This is a genomic window from Cupriavidus sp. SZY C1, from assembly GCF_032190535.1.
Classification (GTDB): Bacteria; Pseudomonadota; Gammaproteobacteria; order Burkholderiales; family Burkholderiaceae; genus Cupriavidus; species Cupriavidus pauculus_C.
In genome coordinates, this window is the sequence record NZ_JAUANU010000007.1 from 270,092 (window position 1) to 292,772 (window position 22,681).

18 protein-coding genes and 1 tRNA gene are annotated in these 22,681 nt (G+C 69.5%); 9 read left to right on the forward strand and 10 right to left on the reverse strand.

What is annotated here, in order from left to right:
- Nucleotides 1-24: 24 nt before the first annotated feature.
- Nucleotides 25-1,086: a recombinase RecA gene (gene recA / locus QTN24_RS13905; RefSeq protein ID WP_313837743.1), complete on the reverse strand. Its 1,062-nt coding sequence runs from the start codon at nt 1,084-1,086 to the stop codon at nt 25-27.
- Between the two features lie 263 nt (nt 1,087-1,349).
- Between recA and QTN24_RS13910 the strand changes: the two genes are divergently transcribed.
- The 5 genes from QTN24_RS13910 to QTN24_RS13930 all read left to right on the forward strand — a co-directional run bounded on the left by QTN24_RS13910 (nt 1,350) and on the right by QTN24_RS13930 (nt 6,257).
- Nucleotides 1,350-2,039: a response regulator transcription factor gene (locus QTN24_RS13910; RefSeq protein ID WP_124682377.1), complete on the forward strand. Its 690-nt coding sequence runs from the start codon at nt 1,350-1,352 to the stop codon at nt 2,037-2,039.
- A gap of 27 nt (nt 2,040-2,066) precedes the next feature.
- The gene (locus QTN24_RS13915) at nt 2,067-3,635 is read left to right on the forward strand and encodes a sensor histidine kinase (RefSeq protein WP_124682376.1); all 1,569 of its coding nucleotides are present in this window, start codon (nt 2,067-2,069) and stop codon (nt 3,633-3,635) included.
- Nucleotides 3,632-3,979 carry a DUF4212 domain-containing protein gene (locus tag QTN24_RS13920; protein ID WP_313837744.1) on the forward strand — a complete coding sequence of 116 codons (348 nt, stop codon included), beginning with the start codon at nt 3,632-3,634 and terminating at the stop codon, nt 3,977-3,979. The genes QTN24_RS13915 and QTN24_RS13920 overlap by 4 nt, the downstream gene beginning before the upstream one ends.
- 315 nt (nt 3,980-4,294) lie before the next feature.
- Nucleotides 4,295-5,986, forward strand: coding sequence for an MFS transporter (locus QTN24_RS13925; protein ID WP_124682374.1), 1,692 nt, complete (start codon nt 4,295-4,297; stop codon nt 5,984-5,986).
- A 194-nt stretch (nt 5,987-6,180) separates the two neighbouring features.
- Nucleotides 6,181-6,257: transfer RNA gene (locus QTN24_RS13930), tRNA-Met, on the forward strand.
- A gap of 113 nt (nt 6,258-6,370) precedes the next feature.
- Here the strand turns inward: QTN24_RS13930 and panP are convergent.
- The 3 genes from panP to moaC all read right to left on the reverse strand — a co-directional run bounded on the left by panP (nt 6,371) and on the right by moaC (nt 9,471).
- Nucleotides 6,371-8,014, reverse strand: a complete 1,644-nt coding sequence (gene panP, locus QTN24_RS13935; RefSeq protein WP_313837745.1) for a pyridoxal-dependent aspartate 1-decarboxylase PanP — start codon at nt 8,012-8,014, stop codon at nt 6,371-6,373.
- A gap of 109 nt (nt 8,015-8,123) precedes the next feature.
- Nucleotides 8,124-8,801 (reverse strand): response regulator transcription factor, encoded by a 678-nt coding sequence (locus QTN24_RS13940; RefSeq protein ID WP_313837746.1) that lies wholly within the window; start codon nt 8,799-8,801, stop codon nt 8,124-8,126.
- A gap of 193 nt (nt 8,802-8,994) precedes the next feature.
- A complete protein-coding gene (gene moaC / locus QTN24_RS13945) occupies nt 8,995-9,471 on the reverse strand; it encodes a cyclic pyranopterin monophosphate synthase MoaC (protein WP_313837747.1) in 477 nt (158 codons plus the stop codon).
- Between the two features lie 229 nt (nt 9,472-9,700).
- Between moaC and QTN24_RS13950 the strand changes: the two genes are divergently transcribed.
- On the forward strand, nt 9,701-11,482 hold the full coding sequence (locus QTN24_RS13950) for a M48 family metalloprotease (protein ID WP_313837748.1): 1,782 nt from the start codon (nt 9,701-9,703) through the stop codon (nt 11,480-11,482).
- Nucleotides 11,483-11,716: 234 nt separating this feature from the next.
- Here the strand turns inward: QTN24_RS13950 and QTN24_RS13955 are convergent, their stop codons facing one another.
- The 6 genes from QTN24_RS13955 to QTN24_RS13980 all read right to left on the reverse strand — a co-directional run bounded on the left by QTN24_RS13955 (nt 11,717) and on the right by QTN24_RS13980 (nt 16,085).
- Nucleotides 11,717-12,286, reverse strand: coding sequence for a DUF2946 family protein (locus tag QTN24_RS13955; RefSeq protein WP_313837749.1), 570 nt, complete (start codon nt 12,284-12,286; stop codon nt 11,717-11,719).
- Nucleotides 12,274-13,323: a YheT family hydrolase gene (locus QTN24_RS13960; protein ID WP_124682368.1), complete on the reverse strand. Its 1,050-nt coding sequence runs from the start codon at nt 13,321-13,323 to the stop codon at nt 12,274-12,276. The genes QTN24_RS13955 and QTN24_RS13960 overlap by 13 nt, the downstream gene beginning before the upstream one ends.
- A gap of 14 nt (nt 13,324-13,337) precedes the next feature.
- Nucleotides 13,338-13,778: a YybH family protein gene (locus tag QTN24_RS13965; RefSeq protein ID WP_124682367.1), complete on the reverse strand. Its 441-nt coding sequence runs from the start codon at nt 13,776-13,778 to the stop codon at nt 13,338-13,340.
- A gap of 10 nt (nt 13,779-13,788) precedes the next feature.
- A complete protein-coding gene (gene waaF, locus QTN24_RS13970) occupies nt 13,789-14,811 on the reverse strand; it encodes a lipopolysaccharide heptosyltransferase II (protein WP_124682366.1) in 1,023 nt (340 codons plus the stop codon).
- 112 nt (nt 14,812-14,923) lie between these two features.
- Nucleotides 14,924-15,118 (reverse strand): zinc-finger domain-containing protein, encoded by a 195-nt coding sequence (locus QTN24_RS13975; protein WP_029051276.1) that lies wholly within the window; start codon nt 15,116-15,118, stop codon nt 14,924-14,926.
- Nucleotides 15,119-15,164: 46 nt separating this feature from the next.
- A complete protein-coding gene (locus QTN24_RS13980) occupies nt 15,165-16,085 on the reverse strand; it encodes a branched-chain amino acid transaminase (RefSeq protein ID WP_124682365.1) in 921 nt (306 codons plus the stop codon).
- A 132-nt stretch (nt 16,086-16,217) separates the two neighbouring features.
- Here QTN24_RS13980 and QTN24_RS13985 point away from each other — a divergent pair, with 132 nt between their 5' ends.
- From QTN24_RS13985 to QTN24_RS13995, 3 genes are all read left to right on the forward strand, one after another.
- Entirely contained in the window at nt 16,218-19,145 is a 2,928-nt protein-coding gene (locus QTN24_RS13985) for a DEAD/DEAH box helicase (protein WP_313837750.1), read from the forward strand.
- Between the two features lie 587 nt (nt 19,146-19,732).
- On the forward strand, nt 19,733-21,208 hold the full coding sequence (locus tag QTN24_RS13990; RefSeq protein WP_313837764.1) for an amidase: 1,476 nt from the start codon (nt 19,733-19,735) through the stop codon (nt 21,206-21,208).
- Between the two features lie 30 nt (nt 21,209-21,238).
- A complete protein-coding gene (locus QTN24_RS13995; protein ID WP_124682362.1) occupies nt 21,239-22,561 on the forward strand; it encodes an MFS transporter in 1,323 nt (440 codons plus the stop codon).
- Nucleotides 22,562-22,681: the final 120 nt, after the last annotated feature.

The following is a 22,681-nucleotide window of genomic DNA, read 5'->3' on the forward strand; positions in this document are numbered from 1 at the left end:
TCGGCCACCGGACCCGCGTGGCGATCAGTTGTCGACTTCAGCCGGTGCAGCCAGCACCGGGTTGGTCAGCGCCACGCCCAGCGCGGCACGGACCTTGTTCTCGATTTCCGAGGCGATGTCCGGGTTCTCGCGCAGGAATTCGCGGGCGTTGTCCTTGCCCTGGCCGATCTTCTCGCCGTTGTAGCTGTACCAGGCGCCCGACTTTTCGACGATCTTGGCGTCCACGCCAAGGTCGATGATCTCGCCCTGGCGCGAGATGCCCTGGCCGTAGAGGATGTCGAAGAACGCCTCGCGGAACGGCGGCGAGACCTTGTTCTTGACCACCTTGACCTTGGTCTCGTTGCCGACCACCTCGTCGCCCTTCTTGATCGAGCCGATGCGGCGGATGTCCAGGCGCACCGACGCGTAGAACTTCAGCGCGTTGCCGCCGGTCGTCGTTTCGGGTGATCCAAACATCACGCCGATCTTCATGCGGATCTGGTTGATGAAGATGACCAGGCAGTTGGTGCGCTTGATCGTGCCGGTCAGCTTGCGCAGCGCCTGGCTCATCAGGCGGGCCTGCAGGCCGGGCAGGGAATCGCCCATCTCGCCTTCGATTTCGGCCTTCGGCACCAGCGCGGCCACCGAGTCGATCACGATCATGTCGATCGAACCCGAGCGCACCAGTGCGTCGGTGATCTCCAGCGCCTGCTCGCCCGTGTCCGGCTGCGAGATCAGCAGGTTGCCCACGTCCACGCCCAGCTTGCTGGCGTACTGCACGTCCAGCGCGTGTTCCGCGTCGATGAACGCGCAGGTGCCGCCCAGCTTCTGCATCTCGGCCACCACCTGCAGCGTCAGCGTGGTCTTGCCCGACGATTCCGGACCGTAGATCTCGACCACGCGGCCGCGCGGCAGGCCGCCGACGCCCAGCGCGATGTCCAGCCCCAGCGAGCCGGTGGACACCACCTGGATATCCTGTTCCACGTCGCCATCGCCCAGGCGCATGATCGAGCCCTTGCCGAACTGCTTTTCGATCTGGGAGAGCGCGGCGGCAAGCGCCTTCTGCTTCTCAGCGCTCACGCCGGCGCCGGCCTTCTTGTCGTCCATGGTCGTCCTTCGGTTCAATTGATGGCAATTGGTGTATAAATAGGCCGCATGCGGCGCGGCGCCCCGTTTTTAAGCCTTTTCCGGTGGATTTCGGAGGCTTCGGCGCCTGGCCCGACCCCTGCGCAGGCCCCTTGCGGGACCACTCGCGCGGAATGACGGGTACTGTATAAAAAAACAGTATGCTTGGCAAGCCCCACCGGTACCGCAACCGGTGCGATGGCGATGCCGGCCACGAAAAAAGCTGGACAAGGGTGGAGACAACCATGCGGATTCTGATCGCCGAAGATGACGACGTGCTGGCAGACGGCCTGACACGGTCGCTGCGCCAGTCGGGCTATGCCGTCGACCACGTCGCCAATGGCGTGGAAGCCGATTCGGCGCTGTCCACGCAGACCTTCGACCTGCTGATCCTGGACCTGGGCCTGCCGCGCATGCCCGGGCTGGAAGTGCTCAAGCGGCTGCGCGCGCGCGGCGCGATGCTGCCCGTGCTGATCCTGACCGCGGCCGACGGCGTCGACGAGCGCGTCAAGGGGCTGGACCTGGGTGCCGACGACTACATGGCCAAGCCATTCGCGCTGTCCGAACTGGAAGCCCGCGTGCGGGCGCTGGTGCGGCGCGGCGCGGGCGGCGGCGCCACGCTGATGCGCCATGGCCCGCTGGCGTTCGATCAGGTGGGCCGCATCGCCTTCCTGAACGACCAGATGCTGGACCTTTCCGCCCGCGAGATCGGCCTGCTTGAGATTCTGCTCACGCGCAGCGGCCGGCTGGTGTCCAAGGAGCAACTGGTGGACCACCTGTGCGAATGGGGCGAGGAAGTCAGCAACAACGCGATCGAGGTGTACGTGCACCGGCTGCGCAAGAAGATCGAGGTGGGCGGCATCCGCATTGCCACGGTGCGCGGGCTGGGCTACTGCCTGGAGAAGTTCCAGCCGGCCATGGCCACCCATGGCTGACGCCGTGCCGCACGCCATGCCCCGCCGATGAGCCTGCTGCGCCTGCCCTGGCGACGCCCCGCCACGCCGGGCGCCGCCCGTCCCGATACCGCGCGGCCCACGCTTGCCGATGCCGCGGCCGAGGACACGGCGCTGGCCGACGCGCTGCCCCACCTGGAAGAATCCTCCGCCCATCCCGCCCCGCGCTCGCTGTTCGGCGAGATCCTGGACTGGATGCTGGCGCCGCTGCTGCTGCTGTGGCCGATGAGCATCGCGGTCACGTACCTGGTGGCCAAATCCATCGCCAACGGGCCGTTCGACCGCGCGCTGGAGGCCAGCGCCATCGTGCTGTCCCAGCAGGTGCGCGAGGTGAACGGGCGCGTGACGCTGCAACTGCCGCTGTCGGCCCGCGAGATCCTGCGCGCCGACGAGACCGACAATATCTATTACCAGGTGGTGGGGCGGCGCGGCGAATACGTGGCCGGCGACCACGACCTGCCGCTGCCGTCCGAGGAAGAGCAGGGCCATGCCGGGCTGGTGTCGATGCGCGACGACCGCGTGGCCGGCAACGACGTGCGCGTGGCCTACACCTACGTCGACCTGAAGAACGTGGGCGGCAACCAGCCGGTGCTGGTGCAGGTGGCCGAGACGCTGGACAAGCGCGCGCGGCTGGCCAACGAGATCATCAAGGGCGTGATCCTGCCGCAGTTCGTGATCCTGCCGCTGGCCGTGGTGCTGGTCTGGTTCGGCCTGACGCGCGGGCTGGCGCCGCTCACGGCCATCCAGCAGCGCATCCGCGCCCGCAATCCCGGCGATACGAGTCCGATCGACGAGCGCGCGGCGCCGCAGGAAATCACGCCGCTGGTGGCGTCGTTCAACGGGCTGCTGGCGCAGCTCGACCAGTCGGTGCAGACGCAGAAGCGCTTCATTGCCGACGCCGCGCACCAGATGAAGACGCCGCTGGCCGGGCTGCGCATGCAGGCCGAGCTGGCGCAGCGCGAGCAGTCGCCGGAGGAGTTGCGGCGCTCGCTGGCGCAGATCGCCGGCAGCTCGGAGCGCACGGCGCACCTGGTGACGCAGCTGCTGTCGCTGGCGCGCATGGAGAACCTGGCCGGCGCGGGCGGCATGGTGCCGCTGGACCTGTGCGCGCTGGCGCGCGACGTGGTCAAGGACTGGCTGCCGCAGGCGTGGGCGCGGCATATCGACCTGGGGCTGGAAGCCGACGACCATCCCGTGCTGATCACCGGCAACCGGCTGATGCTGACCGAAATGCTGAACAACCTCGTCGACAACGCCATCCGCTATACGCCGGCCGGCGGCCATGCCACGGTGCGGGTGGGGACCGATGCGTTCGAGCCGTTCGCATACCTGGACGTCGAGGACACCGGCCCCGGCATCGCGCCGGCCGACCGCGAGCGGGTGATGGAGCGCTTCTATCGCGTGCTGGGCACCAATACGGAAGGCAGCGGGCTGGGGCTGGCCATCGTGCGCGAGATCGTGCAGCAGCATGGCGGCGAGGTGTCGATCGACGACAACGTCTACCAGACGTCGCCGCGCATGGCCGGCGCGCGCTTTCGCATCACGCTACGACGCACGCCCGCGGAAGGTGACGCATGAAGCGCACCCCGCGTGACCGCATGACGCCGCAGGAGCGGCGCGCCTGGTATCACAACGTGCGCTGGATCGGCGGGCTGCTGGCCGTGTGGTTCCTGGCGACGTTCGGCGTAAGCTGGTTCGCCCGCGAGCTGCGGTTCGATTTCCTGGGGTGGCCGTTCTCGTTCTGGATGGCCGCGCAGGGCTCGCTGATCCTCTATGTCGCGATCGCCGCGCTCTATGCCTGGCGCATGAACCGCGCCGACGACGAGGCCCACGCGGCCGAACAGGCGCTGGCCGGTGCAGGCGCCCAGCCTGCCGCCGAACCTGACAGGCCGGCGCATCCGCCCGGTCCGGGCACCATCTAAGGGTTTCCTCTCGGCCGCCGCCGGCCGCGTCCGTTTGCTGCGGCACAACAACCGCGCAACCCTTGCGCCATGCGCCATCCCGGCCGGGCGCGCTGCGGCGCACCATGGCAGGTGCCGTCCCGTGCCCTGCGCCGGCTAGCGTATACCCCGACCGAAACCGGCCGCGCCGGCGTGGATCTGTCAGAACGCAGTAAGTTTCGCCTCCCACAATCGTTGCAACCTTGCCGTAATGGGCCGGTCCGTGCACACGGCGGCCCCGGGGACAGGGACCCTTGAAGATTTTCGACGGAAGAACGGAAACGGAGGAGACAACAAATGGCAAACGCGCAAAACGTGGGGTCGGTACCGGCCGCCCACAATGCGCCGATGACGAAGGAAGAGAAGAAGGTGATCCTGGCCTCTTCCCTCGGCACGGTGTTCGAGTGGTACGACTTTTACCTGTACGGTTCGCTGGCGGCGGTCATCGCCAAGCAGTTCTTCGCGGGCCTGGACCCGACCTCGGCATTCATCTTCGCGCTGCTGGCGTTCGCCGCGGGCTTCATCGTGCGGCCGTTCGGCGCGCTGGTGTTTGGCCGGCTCGGTGACATGATCGGGCGCAAGTACACGTTCCTGGTCACCATCCTGATCATGGGCCTGTCGACGTTCATCGTCGGCCTGCTGCCCGGCTACGCAACCATCGGCTGGGCCGCGCCGATCATCCTGATCCTGCTGCGCATGCTGCAGGGCCTGGCGCTGGGCGGCGAGTACGGCGGCGCGGCCACCTACGTGGCCGAGCACGCGCCGCACGGCAAGCGTGGCGCCTACACGGCGTGGATCCAGACCACGGCCACGATGGGCCTGTTCCTGTCGCTGATCGTGATCCTGCTGGTGCGCGAGGCCACGGGCCCGAACTTCGACGTGTGGGGCTGGCGCATTCCGTTCCTGCTGTCGATCCTGCTGCTGGCCATGTCGGTGTACATCCGCCTGTCGATGAGCGAGTCGCCGGCGTTCCAGAAGATGAAGGCCGAGGGCAAGACGTCGAAGGCGCCGCTGACCGAGGCATTCGGCCAATGGCGCAACCTGAAGATCGTGATCCTGGCGCTGGTGGGCCTGACCGCCGGCCAGGCCGTGGTCTGGTACACGGGCCAGTTCTACTCGCTGTTCTTCCTCACGCAGGTGCTGAAGGTGGACGCCAAGACGGCCAACCTGCTGATCGCCGGCGCGCTGGTGATCGGCACGCCGTTCTTCATCTTCTTCGGCTCGCTGTCGGACAAGATCGGCCGCAAGTGGATCATCATGGTGGGCTGCGCGCTGGCCGTGCTGACCTACTTCCCGCTGTTCAAGGCGCTGACGCACTACGCCAACCCGGCGCTCGAACGTGCCCAGCAGTCGGCCCAGATCGTGGTCACGGCCGACCCGGCCACCTGCTCGTTCCAGGGCAGCCCGATTGCCCGCGAGATCGACTTCCGCAGCTCGTGCGACATCGTCAAGCGCACGCTGGCCCAGGCATCGGCCAGCTACGAGGTGGTGAACGCGCCGGCCGGCACGGTGGCCTCGGTCAAGATCGGCGACAAGGAGATCAAGGCCTTCGACGCCAACGTGGCCAAGGGCGCCTTCGACGACGCCAGCAAGAAGCAGATTGCCGACTTCAAGAAGGCGGTGGGTGCCGAGATGACGTCGCACGGCTACCCGACCAAGGCCGACCCGGCACAGATGAACACGATCATGGTGCTGGTGATCCTGGTCATCCTGGTGATCTACGTGACGATGGTCTACGGCCCGATCGCGGCCATGCTGGTCGAGATGTTCCCGACCCGCATCCGCTACTCGTCGATGTCCCTGCCGTACCACATCGGCAACGGCTGGTTCGGCGGCCTGCTGCCAACCATCTCGTTCGCGCTGGTGGCCCAGAACGGCAACATCTACTACGGCCTCTGGTACCCGATCGTGATCGCCGCGATGACCTTCGTGCTGGGTGCGCTGTTCATCCGCGAGACCAAGGACATCGACATCTACGCCAACGACTGAACGGCCGTGGCAACGCATGCGCCGGCGGCTGGCCGCCGGTAACCGCGCTCAGGATGGCTGGCCTACCGGCCAGCCGCTCCTTCCTGGCAGACCCCATGGTCTGCCATTTTTTTGGGCAACCGCCGAAGCTTGCAGAAAGCTGTCACAAAGGTGTTGACAGCCCGGAAAGCGTAGGTATAATTGCGGTCTTCGTTGGCGAATTAGCTCAGTCGGTTAGAGCGACGGAATCATAATCCGCAGGTCCGGGGTTCGAGTCCCTGATTCGCCACCATCTATATGAAAACGCCGCAGTCCTTCACGGGACTGCGGCGTTTTGCTTTGGGGCGCCGGCTTGGGCCGCGCGAGGCCCCGCCGCAACGGCGGGGCGGCCCTGGGCAACGGTCCTCAGAGCAGGGCCATCAGCGGCGCCAGCATCGGGCTGCGCGCGGCCAGCGCGCGTTGCTCGTCCAGGATGTCCTGCAGGATCGCGTGCGTGGTGTCCGGGTTGGCCAGCACCACGCGGAACACCGCGATGGCCCGCCCGTCCCACTGCGATGACGTGAGCTGCGTCCGCGACACGAACGACCGGCCCGCATCGCGCTGCATCTCCTGGATGCTGATGGTCAACGCGTCCAGCGCCGCCTGGATGCGCTCGCGCTGCGCCGCCGGCGTGGCTGCCGATGCCAGCGCGGCGCGCACCGGCGCGGGCACGTAGCGGTAGGTCAGGATGCAGAGCTGCGGCCGGCTGTCGAGCTCGAAGTCCGGCTGCCGGTCGATCAGGTCCGCGAAGAACCGGGCGTTGTCGATGCCGGTGTCGATCAGCCGGGCCAGCCCCTTGCGCCCGAGCAAGTGCAGGTTCGCATAGAGCATCACCGCCGCCGCGCCGCGCGACCCTTCGAGCGTATGGCGCCCCAGGTCAACCGAACCCTTCCGCACGATGTAGTTGGCGTGCTGCACGATTTCCTGCGTCCACGCCGGGTCGCGGAACAGCACCATCCCGGCGCCCATCGGCACGTAGAACTGCTTGTGCGCGTCGATGACGACCGAATCGGCGCGCTCGATGCCGGCAAATCGCCAGCGCTCGCGCGCCGACAGCAGCGTGGCGCCTCCCCATGCGGCATCGACGTGGAAATGGCAGCCGGCCTCCTGCGCGACATCGGCGATGGCGTCGAGCGGGTCCACCGCGCCGGTCTCGGTCGTCCCGGCGATGCCGACGATGGTCATCGGCCGGATATTGCGTTGCTGAAGATCGCGCAGCGCGGCGCGCAGCGCATCGACGCGCATGCGCCCGTCGGCGTCCACCGCCACCGGCACAAGGTTGTCGCGGCCGATGCCGAGCACGTCGGCCGCCTTGCGCAGCGAATAATGGCCGCGCTCCGATACCACGATCGCCAGCCCGTCATAACCATAGTGGCGCAGCGCCGCCGCCAGCCCCGCGCGATGGATGCCGGCAAAATCGTCCCGCGCGCGCAGCACCTGGTTACGGCTGGCCCACAGCGCGGCCAGGTTGGCCGTGGTGCCGCCCGCACCGAACGCGCCCAGCGAGTGCTCGGGGTCGTGCAGCCATCGGCCGTAAAAGCCGGCGTCCTGCCCGAAGACTAGCTTGTGCATCATGCCGATGACCTGCCGCTCCAGCCCCGTGAGCGCGCCCGACGTCTCCAGCTTCACCACGTTCTGGTTCAGCGCCGCCACGATCTTGGCCAGCGACGGCATGAACGACGGCAGCGACGACGTCATATGGCCGACAAACGTCGGCGCCGCCACGGGCATGACGTGGCGGAAGACATCGTGAAGCAGGTGGTCGGCATGCGCCTGCGGCGCGGTGGGGTCCTCGGGCAGGTCCACCGACGCGAACCGCGCCTCGCGCGTGGCGCAGGCGCCCACGGGATCGAAGTCCGCGCTGGCGAAGAATTCGGCCGGATGGTCGGCAATGCGCCGCTCAAGGTCTTCGAACGCGCCCCGGTCGGCGTCGAACCAGTGCAGCGGGCAGTCGGCCTGCCGGGATGGGTCTTGGGGGTTGTCTGACGTTTCCGTCTGCGGCGCCTTCATTTGCAATGCCCAGTCAGTTCCGTGCCGCGCCCGGTGCGGCTCGGATGTGGCTGGATTATGCCGGATAAGGCCGGCGGCAGGCCGTCACACCCGCCCCGGCCTGCTGCCGCTAGGGCGCCAGCCCGCCGTGGCCCCGCACGCGCGGCAGCGGCGGCGGCACTACCTCGGGCGGCGCCAGCCGGTGGATCCGCGCAAACTCGGCCAGGTCGATCAGCGAACTGAGACCCAGCTTGGCCATGATGCTGGCCTTGTGCGAACTGACGGTCTTGTTGCTGATGTTCAGCACCATCGACACCGACTTGTTCGAGTGCCCGGCCGCCAGGAACCGCAGCACCGTCAGCTCGCGCCGGCTCAGCAGCGTGCGCGGATCGGCCGGATTCGTGGCCGCGCGCCGGAACGTGGGCAGCGCCTTCAGCGGAAAGGCGGCGTACCCACCCATCAGCGCCCGTACCGCATCGACCAGCCCGCCCAGCCCGTTGTTCTTGTCGATGAATCCATGCGCGCCGGCCAGCAGCGCCCGCTCGGCCGCCCGCCGCTGCGCGGAAACCACCAGCACGCGGGTTTCCGGCCAGCTCGATACCACTTCCTCCAGCACGGCGTCGCCGGGCACATCGTCGAGCTGGAGGTCCGTGACCACAAGGTCGGCGGCACGCTCGCGCAGCGCCAGCAGGGCAGTGGACCCGCCAGGGGCCAGGCGGACTTCCCGGAACCCGGCCTGCGCCGTCAGCGCGCCATGGACGGCCTCGCGGATGGCGGCGTGGGGATCGATAACGAGGGCATTCGGCATATCGGATCTCGCAGAGTGAACGACAGGCCAGAGCTTAGAAGTCTGGCAGACGGTGCGGATACCGAAGGGTCCGAATTTGCATGCAGAAACGGCCGAAAAACCTTGGGGAAATTTCTGCTGTTGCGAGGTTGTGTCGGGGGGTGGGGTGGGGCGGATGTCTGGCGCGATGGACGCCAGGAATCTGGCGGAAATGCTATGCCGCCACCCAATCCCCCGACTTCCCCCCATGCTTCTCCAGCAGCTTCACATTCCCGATCACCATCCCCCGATCCACCGCCTTGCACATGTCGTAGATCGTCAGCAGGGCCACCTGTACGCCCGTCAGCGCTTCCATTTCCACGCCGGTCTGGCCGTGGGTTTCGGTGCGGACGATGCAGGCGATGGTGGCGCTGGGTGCGTCCAGCGCGAAGTCGACGGCCACGCGGGTCAGGCCGATGGGGTGGCAGAGCGGGATCAGGTCGGCGGTGCGCTTGGTGGCCATGATGGCGGCCACGCGGGCGATGCCCAGGACGTCGCCCTTCTTGGCCGTGCCGTCGCGGACCAGCGCGAAGGTGTCCGGCAGCATCGTGATGGTGCCGGTGGCCACGGCCACGCGGTGGGTGTTGGCCTTGTTGCCGACGTCGACCATGTGGGCCTGGCCGGCGGTGTCGAAATGGGTAAGCTGACTCATGGGCGAGGCGCGTAGGACGCAAGCAGGAAAAAGGGGGCCGAGATCGGATCGGAAAAGGAGTCGAAACAGGGGCCGAAAACGCCGGCCGGGTGCCGTGGGCCACGCCGGGACTTGCCCGATGGGAACGCCACCCGGAGGCCGCTATCATAGCAACATGCCAAAGATTTCATGGCCTCGCCGCCTGCCCGACCGGTCGAGCGCCCGCGCCGTCTCTCCCGCCATGCCAGCCATGCGTGCGTCACATCCGACGCGCGCGCTGGCGGCTGCGCTCGTGCTGACGATGTCGGCGCCGGCCTGGCCGCAGGGCGCGGCGTCGGCGCCGCAGCCGGCCCGGCCCGGCGCGGCAGCGGCCGCCAATGCGCGGCTGGCTGCCGCCGGGGTGTCGCCGGCGCAGGGTGGCGCGCCGCTGCCGGCGCCCAAGCTGAACAACGCGCTGAATGGCCAGGTCGATGGCGGCGTCAGCGACCAGGTCTACGACAACCTCAACCGCAGCGTGCGGGCCGGCCAGAAATCGGAATTCGGCCTGCGCAGCGGCAATACCGTGGTGGAAAGCGCCGGGCTGCAGTTGCCGGACCTGGGCGATCCGTCCACGGCGTCGCTGTCGCCGGACATGGAAAAGCGGCTCGGCGACCGCATCATGCGCAGCATCCGGCGCGACCCCGACTACGTGTCGGACCCCCTGCTCAACGATTACCTGAACGCGCTCGGCTACCGGCTGGTGCAGGCCGCGCGGCGGCTGAACGTGGCCGGGTCGAACGGTTCGGGCACCTTCGCCACGGGTTTCGAGATGTTCGGCGTGCGCGACCGGTCGATCAACGCGTTCGCCATGCCGGGCGGCTATATCGGCGTGCACACGGGGCTGCTGGTGCAGTCCGATACCGAGTCGGAACTGGCCTCGGTGCTGGGCCACGAAATCGGCCACGTGATGCAGCGGCACATCGCGCGCGGCATCACGAGCCAGGACCAGTCGATGTGGATCGCGCTGGCGTCGATGGTGCTGGCGGGCCTGGCCGCCACCAAGAGCGGCGATGCCGCGGCGGCGCTGGCACTGGGCGGGCAGGGCGCGGCCGTTGCCAACCAGTTGTCGTTCTCGCGCGGCGCCGAGCGCGAGGCGGACCGCGTGGGCTTCCAGATCATGACGGCCGCCGGCTTCGACCCGCAGGGCATGCCCGATTTCTTCCAGCGGCTGCAGCGCGTTATGGGGATCTCGGACAACTCGGTGCCGGCCTACGTGCGCACCCACCCGCTGACGTCCGAGCGGATCGCCGACATGCAGGACCGCGTGCGCCATGTGTCGGCGCGCAAGGTCGGCAACACGCCCGACTACGAATTTGCCCGCGTGCGGGCCGCGGTGCTGCAATCGCCCACGCCCAACGACCTGCGCAACCTGCTGGCCAACTTCCGCGCCCAGGTGCCCGGCGCGCCGGCCATGCGGCTGCCGGCGGTGTACTACGGCATCGCGTTCGCCAGCCAGAAGCTGGGCCGCTTTGCGGACGCCGACAAGGCGCTGGCCGAGGCCCGCCGCCTCTACGGCACGATTCCCGGCGCCACGTCGGGCACGCCGATGCTGGACGTGATGGCGGTGGAACTGGCGCGCGGCGAGGGCCGCTCGCAGGACGCGCTGACGCAGGCATCGGCCACGCTCAGGGCGTTCCCGCTGTCGCACGCGGCCGCCGTGACCTACGCGGACACGCTGCTGGCCGCCAACCGGCTCGACGACGCCGTGGCGTTCCTGCGCTCGCGCACGCGCGAGGAATCGGGCCGTTCAGAATGGTGGGAGATGCTGGCGCGCGCCTATGCTGCCCAGGGCAAGCGCCTGCAGCAGCATCAGGCACTGGCCGAAAAATACGCGATGGACGGCTCGTACCAGGCCGCCATCGAACAGCTCCAGATCGCCCGCAAGGCCGGCGACGGCGACTTCTACACGCTGTCCGAGGTCGACGCGCGGCTGCACCAGCTGCAACTGCAGTACAAGGAAGACCGCCAGGACAGCAAGGGGATGCCGAACTAGCCGGCGGTGGCGGCGATGGTTGCTTCCCTCTCCCTTTGATGTTTTGCTCCCCTCTCCCGCTTGCGGGAGAGGGGCTGGGGGTGAGGGCCGGCGGTGCAAGTTGCAATCCGTCGCAATTTGAACCTCAACGCCCTCTCCCCCAACCCCTCTCCCGCGTGCGGGAGAGGGGAGCAGACCCTCGGCAGTGGACAACGTGTCAGACATGGCCGACCGGTCCACCCCCAGCCCACCAACCTACCCCGCCACCGGCTCCCTGACGAACCCGAACCGCTTCGGCACCTCGGCCTCGACGATGGGGTCGATGTCGATGTCGCGGCCGTCGTGGTGGAAGACGCCCAGCGTGGCGCCGCAGGCTTCGCCGTGCCAGTCGCTGGTGGAGCTGAAGGCGTCGAGGTCGTGGTCGTGCAGCACGGCGGCCTGTTCGCCCGGCACGCCGTCCACGGTGCCGCCCAGCACCACGTTGCCGTGCTCGTCGACGAAGCATGACGACGGCGTGAACGCCTGTCCCGTCGATGTGGCCAGCGCGCCGTTGTGCAGCCGCGCCACCCACGGCGTGTAGGCCAGCGACACGAACACGCGCTGCGGTCCGTTCTGGAAGTACCACGCGCCGTGGGTGTCGCGCGTGTAGTTGCGCTCGATGAAGCCGATCAGCGCCGCGTGGCGGATCGGGTCGCCCGACAGCCCGTGCTGCTGCGCGAACTCGTTGCGCATGCGCCATTGGCCGCGCCGGTCCAGCGCCAGCCAGCCGAAGCAGTTCGGCACGTTGGGCCAGCGGGCCATGGCCTGCTTGACTACCTCGTCCATGATGTCTCCCCCTGTATGCCGACGCTGTCGAAGAAGCCCAGGATGCGCCCCGGCAGCCAGTCGATGTGCCCGGCCAGCGGCAGCAGCGGCAACTGGCCCAGCAGGCCGCCGCGCGGTGTCATGAAGCCCACGTGGCCGCCGTGTTCGGGCTGCTCCAGCAGCACGTCGGCGCTGACGTCGGCCGGCCCGGGCAGGTGCCGGCCCGGCAGGAACGGGTCGTTGCGGGCGTTCAGCACCAGCGTCGGAATGCGGATCTCGCCCAGGATAGGCTTGCTGGCCGCGCGCGCCCAGTAGTCGTCGGTGTCCTTGAAGCCGTGCAGCGGCGCGGTGACGATGTTGTCGAACGCGTACAGGTCGCGGCTGCGCAGCATCGCGTCGCGGTCGAACAGGCCCGGGAACTGGTCCAGCTTGGCCAGCGACTTGCGCTTGAGCGTCTGCAGGAACATCCGCGTGTAGAGCATGTTGAAGCCGCTGGACAGCGCCGCGCCGCCCGCTGCCAGGTCCAGTGGGGCCGAGATGGCCGCCGCCGCGCGCAGGAAGCCGGCATCACGGCCGTCCTCGCCCAGAAAGCGCAGCAGCGCGTTGCCGCCCAGCGAGATGCCGACGGCCAGCATCGGCCGGTCGGGCCCGCTGCGCGGTTGGCCGCGCAACTGGTCCCGCAGCCGGTGCAGCACCCAGCGGATCTCGGCCGAATCGCCCGAATGGTAGAAGCGCGGCGCCTGGTTCAGCTCGCCCGAGCAGCCGCGGAAGTGCGGGATCACGCCCTGCCAGCCGCGCTCGCGCAGCGCGGTCATCAGCGTCTGGGCGTAGTGGCTGTTGGAATCGCCCTCCAGGCCGTGGAACATCACCACCAGCGGCGCGTCCGGCGCGGCGGGGTGGGTGGTCCAGTCAAGGTCGATGAAGTCGCCGTCGGGCGTGTTCCAGCGTTCGCGCCGGAAGCCGATGCGGCGGTAGCGGGTAAAGCGGGCCGGCAGGATGGTCTGCGCGTGGCCGCCGCGCAGCCACCAGGGCGTGTGGAACGTATCGCCGAACGGCATGGCCCGCATGGGCGTCAGTGCAGGGCCTGTCCCGGCGCGGCGGCCACGGCGGCCACCTGCACCGCGTTGGCCGGGCTGCAGTGGATGTGGGCCAGGCGCCAGCCCTCGTGGTTCTGCATCAGCACGTACGTGGTGTGCACGAACAGGTCGGCTTCCACGCGGCCTTCGCCAAAGCGCAGCGCCTCGGTGACGTCGAAGATCGACACGCCCAGCGACGCATGGCTGCTGGTCTCGATGGCGTCGATCAGCACCGGCTGCTCTTCCAGCAGCTGGGCAAACGCCTGGCGCAGGCTGTCATGGCCGATCAGCCGCTGGCCGTCGGGCATGATGCACGTGATCGAGTCTTCGTCCAGCCAGAGCCGCAGCGCGCCATCGGCGTCGCGCAATTTCATGGCTTCACGGAAGGCATCGACGATGTCTTCGGCGGAATCGAACAGGCGGGCGAAACGGGGCATGTTGGTTGGATCAGGGACGGTGCAGGAGCTTGCGCAACTCGACGAACACCATTTCGGGCTCGATTTCCTTCAGGCAGCGCAGGTGGCCAAGCGGGCACTCGCGCTTGAAGCAGGGGCTGCACTCGAGTTGAAGCCACATGATACTCGCTGCCTGTGACAGCGGGGGCGTATGGCGGGGGTCGCTCGACCCGTAGACGGCCACCTGCGGCCGGTTCAGCGCGGCGGTCACGTGCATCAGGCCCGAGTCGTTGCAGACGGCGGCCTCGGACAGCGCCAGCAGGTCCACCGCGTCGTCCAGCGACGTCTGGCCGCACAGGTTGCGCACGAACGGCGCGCCCTGGACGATGGCCTCGGCAATCTCGGCATCCTTGGCCGACCCCAGCGTGACGATCTGCGCGTACGGGTACGACCGGCGCAGCATCTGCGCCAGCGCGGCAAAGTGCGCGGCCGGCCAGCGCTTGGCCGGGCCGAACTCGGCGCCGGGGCAGAACGCGATCACGCGCGTGCCGGGGGCAATGCCGAAGCGCCCGGCCGTGGCGGCCATGCGCGCCGGATCGACCTTGAGCTGCGGATCGGGAATCGACTCGGGCAGCCGGGCGCCGGGCTTCAGCGCCAGCCGGGCGTAGTGTTCCACCATCGGCGGGCGCCGGTCGCGCGGCGGGTTCTTGTGGCGGATGTTCAGCATGCCGAAGCGCGCCTCGCCCCGGTAGCCGATGCGCAGCGGAATGCCGGCCAGGAACGGGATCAGCGACGACTTCAGCGAATTCGGCAGCACGTAGGCCACGTCGTAGCCTTCGTGCTTGAGCTGCTGCGCGAACATCAGCCGCGCGCTCAGCTGGAGCTTGCCGTGCGCGAGGTCGCTGGGGAATACCTTGCCGATCTCGGGCATGCGGGCCAGCACCGGCGCCACCCATTTGGGTGCCAGGGCGTCGATGACCAGGCGCGGGTGGCGCGCCTTGAGCAGGGCGAACAGCGGCTGCGCCATCAGGGCGTCGCCGATCCAGTTGGGGGCGATAACGAGGGCTTTTCTCATGGAGTGGGTGGTACGCGGCCCTTTTCTTGTGCGGGGTGCCCGGGCATGTCAACGCCCCGGGGCGCGTGCGCGGCCCGGGGCGTGGGGAAGCATTGGCGTCGCGGCGCCGCGGTCAGTGGTGGCCCTTGAGCACGGTGCCCGGCTTGAGCTTGTACACGGTGCCGCAGTACGGGCACTTGACCTCGCCGGTATCCACCACGTCCAGGAAGACGCGGGGATGGTAGTTCCAGGCCGGCGTGTTGCCGGTGGGGCAGTGCAGCGGAATGTCTTCGGCGCCGATCTCGACGACGGTTGCGGTTTGCGTCATGGTGTTACGGTTGTCTTGCGGGGAATTCGGGATGGATGGCGCCGGATCAGACCAGCGTCAGCCACTTCTTGTACTTCTCGTCGGTGCCGCCCACGGCCGCGAAGAACGCGTCCTGGACGCGCTTGGTCACCGGGCCGCGGCGGCCTTCGCCGATGACGCGGTCGTCCAGTTCGCGGATCGGCGTCACCTCGGCGGCGGTGCCGGTGAAGAACGCCTCGTCGGCGCAGTACATCTCGTCGCGCGTGATGCGCTTCTCGCGCACCTCGATGCCCAGGTCGCGGGCAATCGTCAGCGTGGCGTCGCGCGTGATGCCGTCCAGGCACGAGGCCAGGTCCGGCGTGTAGATCACGCCGTTGCGCACGATGAACACGTTCTCGCCGGAGCCTTCGCTCACGTAGCCGTCGGTGTCCAGCAGCAGCGCCTCGTCGTAGCCCAGGCTGGTGGCTTCCTGGTTGGCCAGGATCGAGTTGATGTAGTAGCCGCTGGCCTTGGCGCGCACCAGCGACACGTTGACGTGGTGGCGCGTGAACGACGATGTCTTGACGCGGATGCCGCGCTCCAGCCCTTCCTCGCCCAGGTAGGCGCCCCAGGGCCAGGCGGCAATGGCCACGTGGATCGTGTTGCCCTTGGCCGAGACGCCCAGCTTTTCCGAGCCGATCCAGACCAGCGGGCGGATGTAGCACGACTCCAGGTTGTTGGCGCGCACCACCTCGCGCTGGGCGGCTTCGAGCGTGGCCTCGTCGAACGGCATCGCCATCTGGAAGATCTTGGCCGAATTGAACAGGCGGCGCGTGTGCTCCTTCAGGCGGAAAATCGCGGTGCCGTCCGGGGTCTTGTAGGCGCGCACGCCCTCGAATACGCCCATGCCGTAGTGCAGGGTGTGCGTCAGCACATGAATCTTGGCGTCGCGCCATTCAATCAGCTTGCCGTCCATCCAGATCTTGCCGTCGCGATCTGCCATCGACATGGTCGTCTCCCCGTCACCAACAAAAGTCGTAAAGGCGCCATTGTAAGCCGGGGGGCCTTGTGTGCCAACGCGGGGTGGCGTGCGCGCCGTTCTACAATCGCACGTTCCCTGTCCCGACCATCCGCGCCGTTCGTGTCCCGTTCCCCGCCCAGCCCCCCCGACTCCGACGTGCCGGACGGCGACGACCGCTGGCGCGACGCGCTGGGGGCGCTGGAGGCGCTGGCCGGCGGCGCGCCCGCCCCGGAGCCAGGCGCCGCGCGCCGGCTGGTCTGGGCGCTGACGCTGGGCGCCGACGGCGAGGTGGACGCCATCGAGCCGATGGAGCAGGCGTGGAGCGCGCGCGGCTGGAGCCGGCCGCGCCCCGTGCCGCTGGCGCGCGTGGCCGCCGATGACGCCCTGCCGCCGTGGGATGCCCGCTTGGCCCGGGCCATCCGGCGCGATGCCTCGCGCAACCGCCGCCACGTGCTGGACCGCGCCGCCGCGGCGCTGGCGCTGGTCGGCCACCCGGCCGTGGTGCTGGCCCACGCGCCGACGATTCCGATGGAAGTGCTCGAAGCGACGCCCGCGCTGGAAGCCGTGCGCGAGGGCGACCGCTACCTGCTGCGCATCGTGCCGCCGCTGCGCGCCGCGAAGTCGATGGAGGATTTCCTGCCCGCCGCTGCCCGGCAGGAGGCCGAGGCGCTGCGCCACATCACCGTGCTGCAGGACGGCGCCCGCCGGCTGCGCGTGTACCGCTTCACCGCCGCCCAGGCCGAGGCCGCCAAGCTGATGGCCGGCGGGCTGGCCGTGCCCGCCACCGCGCAGGCCCGGCTCGACAGCACGCTGCGGGCGCTGGCCGGGCACTTCCAGATCCATGCCGACAGCGCGGGCGAGGCCCGCGAGCGCGATCCCGAATCGCGGCTGCGCGCCGAGGTGGCCCCGGTGGGGCGGGGCATCAGCCTGCGGCTGGTGGTCACGCCGCTGGGGCCGCTCGGGCCGCGCCTGGCGCCGGGCCACGGCCGGGCGAAGCTGATGGCGACGCTGGGCGGCGAGACGCTGGTCACCGATCGCCAGATCGACGCCGAACTCGCGCACGTGGCCGAGGTGTTCGACGCGCTGCCCCGGCTGGTGCAGCTGGCGCCGGCCAGCGGCGAGCTGGCCTGGACGCTCGACGATCCCGAGGACGCGCTGACGGCCATCGAAACGCTGCCCGGCCTGCTGGGCGTGATCGATCTGGAATGGCCGCGCGGCCGCGAACTGCGCGTGCTGCCGGCCGACCTGCCGCAACTGGCGGTCAGCGTGGAATCGGGCAGCGAATGGTTCAAGCTGGTCGGCGAACTGCACGTGGCCGAGGGGCTGGTGCTGTCGCTGGAAAAGCTCGTGGCGTGGGCGCACGGCCACGCGGGCCGGTTTATTCCGATGGACCACGGCGTGTACGTGGCGCTGACGGCCCAGTTGCGCGACCGGCTGCGCGACCTGGCCGCCGTGGGCGATGGCGTGCGCGACGGCATCCGCGTGCCGCTGGTGGCCACGCCGTGGCTCGACGACGTGCTGGCCGGCGCCGGCGTCGATCCCGACGCGCACTTCCGCACGCGGGTGAAGCGGCTGCACGCGGCGCGCGCGCACGACGCCCCGGCGCCGCCCGCGCTGGCGGCCGAGCTGCGGCCGTACCAGCTGGAAGGCTATCGCTGGATGATGTCGCTGGCCGAGGCCGGCTTCGGCGCCTGCCTGGCCGACGACATGGGGCTGGGCAAGACGCTGCAGTCGCTGGCGCTGCTGGTGGCGCGCGCGCCCGGCGGGCCCGCGCTGGTGGTGGCGCCGACGTCGGTCTGCGGCAACTGGGCGGCCGAGGCGCGCCGGTTCGCGCCCACGCTGACCGTCCATGTCTACGCCGAGGGCGACCGCACGGCCATCGTCGGCGCGGCTGGCGCCGGGGATCTGGTCATCGTGTCGTACAACCTGCTGCAACAGGCGCGCCGCGATTTCTGCGCGCGGGGCTGGCACACCGTGGTGGCCGACGAGGCGCAGTCGTTCAAGAACCCGTCGTCGCGGCGCGCGCAGGCGATGTTCGCGCTGCCGGCCGACTGCCGCGTGGCGCTGTCCGGCACGCCCGTGGAAAACCGCCTGGCGGAACTGTGGGCCGTGATGCGGTTCTGCAACCCGGGGCTGCTCGGGTCGCTGGCCCGCTTCAACGAGCATTTCGCCAACCCCATCGAACGCAACGGCGCCCGCGAGCCCCGCACGCGGCTGCGCCGGATGATCGCGCCATTCGTGCTGCGGCGGACCAAGGCGCAGGTGCTGGACGAACTGCCGCCGCGCACGGAACTGGTCATCCGCGTCACGCCCGAGCCGGCCGAGGCGGCCCATTACGAGGCGCTGCGCCGCCAGGCGCTGTCCGAGGCCGAACGCGCACTGCTGCGGCCGCGCAAGCCGGCCAGGGCGCGCGCCACGCCGCCCGAGCCCGACGCCCGCATCCACGTGCTGGCACAACTGATGCGGATGCGCCGCGCCGCCTGCGATCCCCGGCTGGCGACGCCGGAAACCGGGCACCCCGGCGCCAAGGTCCGCGCCTTTGCCGAACTGGCCGCCACGCTGGCCGCCAACGGCCATCGCACGCTGGTCTTCAGCCAGTTCGTCGACTTCCTGCAGTTGCTGCGCCAGCCGCTGGACGAGGCCGGGCTGGCCTGCCAGTACCTGGACGGCGCCACGCCCGCCGCCGAACGCACGCGCCGCGTGGCGGCATTCCAGGCGGGTGAGGGCGACGTCTTTCTGATCAGCCTGAAGGCCGGCGGCTTCGGCCTGAACCTGACGGCCGCCGACTACGTGGTCATCGCCGACCCCTGGTGGAACCCCGCCGCCGAAGACCAGGCCATGGGCCGCGCCCACCGCATCGGCCAGCAACGGCCGGTCACCGTCTACCGCCTGATCACGGCCGGCACCATCGAGGAGCGCATCGTCGACCTGCATCAAGGGAAACGCGCGCTGGCCGAGGGCGTGCTGGACGCCACCGCCGACGAAGCCACCGGCCGCGAGGCCGCGCTGCTGGATGTGGATGAACTGGTGGGGTTGCTGCGGCGGTAGGGGTTTGGGGGCAGGCGGTGGGATGCGGGACAAGTCGTGGTTGGAACCGCCCGGCCCTCTCCCTAACCCTCTCCCGCAGGCGGGAGAGGGGACTGGCTTGTGGTGATTCGCAAGCTCCCGGCAGTCCCGAATTTCCCGCCGGCTTGCTCCCTTTGCCGCAGGCGGGAGAGGGGACTGGTCTGTGGTGATTCGCAAGCGTTCGACTCCCCCAAATCTCCCGCCGGCTTGCTCCCGCAAGACTCCGAAGTCCGCCGGTTTGCTCCCCTCTCCCGCCTGCGGGAGAGGGGTTGGGGGAGAGGGCCGGCCGCGCCAAATCTGATCGCGGTGCACCAAACGGTATACAACTTCAGCGTCATTGTGGTGCTTGGGAACGGGCGTGGATGGCAGTCGCAAACGCCGGCCCTCACCCCCACACCCCTGTCCCGCTGGGCGGGAGCGGGGAGCACCCACCCGCTGGCCGGGCTGCCGCAGCGCACACCACCCTGGCATAAATACTGCCTTGTGATTCTCTGAAACCTGAATATAGTATACCGAACCCCCGCAAGCCAGCCGACCTGGCCCAAGCCCAAAACGGAGCCCCCGTGACCCTGCCGCCCCCCACTGCCGCCAATCCGTCCGATGCCTGCTGGCTGCCTGCCCATGTCGCCGCCGCGCAACTGGCGCGCGGCGAGACCACGGCGGTTGCGCTGGTGGATGCCTGTCACGCGGCCTGGCAGGCGCGGCATGCGGCGGTCAATGCGATGGTGCTGGCCGATTTCGAGGCGGCGCGCGAGGCGGCGGCGGGCAGCGATGCGCGGCGGCAGGCCGGGCGGACGCGCGGGCCGCTCGATGGCGTGCCGTTCTCGGTCAAGGAATCGTTCGACGTGGCCGGCTGGCCGACCACCTGCGGTGCGCCGGCGCGGGCCACTCATCGCGCCGCCGCCGATGCCGTGGTCGTCGAGCGCCTGCGCGCGCATGGCGCGGTGCTGCTTGGCAAGACCAACGTGCCGCTGGGCCTGCGCGACTGGCAGACCTACAACGCCGTCTACGGCACCACGCGCAATCCGCACGACCTGTCGCGTACGCCGGGCGGGTCGTCGGGCGGCAGCGCGGCGGCGGTCTGCGCCGGCATGAGCTATTTCGATATCGGGTCCGATATCGGCTCGTCGCTGCGCAACCCGGCCCACTACTGCGGCGTGTTCTCGCACAAGAGCAGCCACGGCATCGTGCCGTTGCGCGGTCATGGCAATGCCCAGGCCGGGTTTGCCGCGCAGGACATCAACGTGGCCGGCCCGGTGGCGCGCAGCGCGCGTGACCTGGAACTGGTGCTGCGGGCCATCGCCGGACCCGACGCCGCCGAGGGCGCCGCGTGGCGGCTCGACCTGCCGCCGTGCGACATCGCCCGGCTCGACGGCTTTCGCGTGGCCGTGCTGCCGACCCACCCGCTGGCCGAGGCCGACGCCGCCGTCAGCGGCGCCATCGAACGGCTGGGCCACTGGCTGGAGGCGGCAGGCGCGCAAGTGGCGTGGCACGTGCGGCCCGATTTCGATCCGGCCGAGCTGTGGCGCGTCTACGTGCTGCTGCTGCGCGCCACGACCTCGCTCTACATGGACGACGCCGCGTTTGCCGACGCCCTGGCGCGTGCCGGGCAGCCCGACGGCGACGATGCCGACTACGCCACGCTGCAGTTCACCGGCGCCGCACTGAGCCACCGCCACTGGCTGCGGCTGCAGCCCGCGCGCGAGCAGTTTGCCCGCGCCTGGCACCGCTTCTTCGGCGACTACGACGTGCTGCTGTGTCCGGCGGCGTCCACCACCGCCTTTCCGCTCGACGAGCAGGGCGAGCCGTGGCAGCGGTCGATCACGGTCAACGGCCGGCCGTGGCCGCTGACGTCGCAACTGTTCTGGGCGGGCCATTCGGGCCTGTGCGGGCTGCCGTCGACGGTGGCGCCGATCGGGCCAGCCAGCGACGGGCTGCCCGTGGGCGTGCAGGTGGTGGCGGGCCGCTACCACGACCTCACGGCGCTGCGGTTTGCGCGGTTGCTGGAGGACGCGGGCTTCGCGTTCCGCGCGCCGCGCATCTGACGATCATCGCTACAAAAGGGGAGGGCGATCATGCTGGACTGGTTCAGGGAGTTGTCGCGCGCGGAGCGCAAGGGGTTCTACGGGGCGTTCCTGGGGCATGCGGTCGACGTGTTCGACTTCATGATCTATTCGTTCCTGATCTCCACGCTGCTGGCGCAGTGGGGCATGAGCAAGTCGATGGCGGGCGCCATCGTGACGTGGACGCTGGTGTCGTCGCTGGTGGGCGCGGTGGGCGCCGGGCTGCTGGCCGACCGCTTCGGGCGGGTGCGGGTGCTGCGCTGGACCATCCTGGTCTTCGCGGTCTCGTGCTTCCTGTGCGGCATCGCCAATTCGCCGGAACAACTGATGGTGTTCCGGATGCTGCAGGGGCTGGGCTTTGGTGGCGAATCGTCGCTGTGCATGGTGCTGGTGACCGAACTGATCCGCAACCCGGCACACCGCGGCAAGTATTCGGGCTTCACGGCCAGCAGCTATTCGTTCGGCTGGGGCGGGGCGGCCATCGCGTATGCCATCACGTTCAGCCTGTTCGAGCCGGAAGTGGCGTGGCGCGTGTGCTTCTTCCTGGGCATCCTGCCGGCGCTGGTGGTGGTCTACCTGCGCCGCAACCTCCAGGAGCCCGAGGTGTTCCTGAAGAGCCGGGCCGAGCGCGGCGCGGTGTCGCCGGGCGCCGACCTGGCGCGCGTGTTCCGCAAGCCGCTGCTGCGCAAGACCGTGCTGTGCAGCCTGCTGTCGGGCGGGATGCTGGGCGCCTACTACGCCATCGCCACGTGGCTGCCCACGTTCCTGAAGACCGAGCGCGGGCTGTCGGTGTTCGGCACCAGTTCCTACCTGGCCGTGACGATCCTGGGGTCGCTGGTCGGCTACGTGGCCGGTGCCTATGCCACGGACCGCTGGGGCCGGCGGCTGACCTACATCGCGTTCGCGGCCGGCGCGTTCGTGATGGCGATGATCTACATGGTGATCCCGGTCTCGAACACGTCGATGCTGTTCCTGGGCTTTCCGCTCGGGGTGCTGATGCAGGGCGTGTTCTCGGGCATCGGGGCGACGATCTCGGAGTCGTACCCGAGCAGCGTGCGCGCCACCGGCTACGGCGTGTCGTACAACCTGGGCCGCGTGATTGGATCGTTCTTCCCGCTGGCCGTGGGCTGGCTCAACAGCGGGCGCACGTCGCTGGCGCTGGCCATCGCCATGGTGGCCGGGGTGGGCTACGCGCTGGTGATGGTGTCGGCCGCGCTGCTGCCGGAGACGTCGGGCATCGACCTGAACCAGGCCGGCGGCGGCGACGACCACGACCCCGAGGCGGCCCGGCAGCCGGCCGTGGCGTCGGGCGCGCCGGCCGGCAAGCTGGCTTGAATGGCCGCCGGGACCCGTCCGGCGAGGGGCGGGCCGCGGCCGTTTGACCTCGATACAACAGTTGCCCGGACACTATTAAGCTGCTGCTTACCAGCGGCGGTCGCGGGCCTATAATGGCTG

What these genes read in the sequence shown, in the direction of transcription:
- moaC (WP_313837747.1), bottom strand. Translation starts at nt 9,471, where the DNA reads ATGAGTCAGCTTACCCATTTCGACACCGCCGGCCAGGCCCACATGGTC.
- panP (WP_313837745.1), bottom strand. Translation starts at nt 8,014, where the DNA reads ATGAAGGCGCCGCAGACGGAAACGTCAGACAACCCCCAAGACCCATCC.
- QTN24_RS13920 (WP_313837744.1), top strand. Translation starts at nt 3,632, where the DNA reads ATGAAGCGCACCCCGCGTGACCGCATGACGCCGCAGGAGCGGCGCGCC.
- QTN24_RS13950 (WP_313837748.1), top strand. Translation starts at nt 9,701, where the DNA reads ATGCGTGCGTCACATCCGACGCGCGCGCTGGCGGCTGCGCTCGTGCTG.
- QTN24_RS13980 (WP_124682365.1), bottom strand. Translation starts at nt 16,085, where the DNA reads ATGTCGATGGCAGATCGCGACGGCAAGATCTGGATGGACGGCAAGCTG.
- waaF (WP_124682366.1), bottom strand. Translation starts at nt 14,811, where the DNA reads ATGAGAAAAGCCCTCGTTATCGCCCCCAACTGGATCGGCGACGCCCTG.
- QTN24_RS13975 (WP_029051276.1), bottom strand. Translation starts at nt 15,118, where the DNA reads ATGACGCAAACCGCAACCGTCGTCGAGATCGGCGCCGAAGACATTCCG.
- QTN24_RS13910 (WP_124682377.1), top strand. Translation starts at nt 1,350, where the DNA reads ATGCGGATTCTGATCGCCGAAGATGACGACGTGCTGGCAGACGGCCTG.
- QTN24_RS13940 (WP_313837746.1), bottom strand. Translation starts at nt 8,801, where the DNA reads ATGCCGAATGCCCTCGTTATCGATCCCCACGCCGCCATCCGCGAGGCC.
- QTN24_RS13960 (WP_124682368.1), bottom strand. Translation starts at nt 13,323, where the DNA reads ATGCCGTTCGGCGATACGTTCCACACGCCCTGGTGGCTGCGCGGCGGC.
- QTN24_RS13925 (WP_124682374.1), top strand. Translation starts at nt 4,295, where the DNA reads ATGGCAAACGCGCAAAACGTGGGGTCGGTACCGGCCGCCCACAATGCG.
- QTN24_RS13965 (WP_124682367.1), bottom strand. Translation starts at nt 13,778, where the DNA reads ATGCCCCGTTTCGCCCGCCTGTTCGATTCCGCCGAAGACATCGTCGAT.
- QTN24_RS13955 (WP_313837749.1), bottom strand. Translation starts at nt 12,286, where the DNA reads ATGGACGAGGTAGTCAAGCAGGCCATGGCCCGCTGGCCCAACGTGCCG.
- recA (WP_313837743.1), bottom strand. Translation starts at nt 1,086, where the DNA reads ATGGACGACAAGAAGGCCGGCGCCGGCGTGAGCGCTGAGAAGCAGAAG.
- QTN24_RS13995 (WP_124682362.1), top strand. Translation starts at nt 21,239, where the DNA reads ATGCTGGACTGGTTCAGGGAGTTGTCGCGCGCGGAGCGCAAGGGGTTC.
- QTN24_RS13915 (WP_124682376.1), top strand. Translation starts at nt 2,067, where the DNA reads ATGAGCCTGCTGCGCCTGCCCTGGCGACGCCCCGCCACGCCGGGCGCC.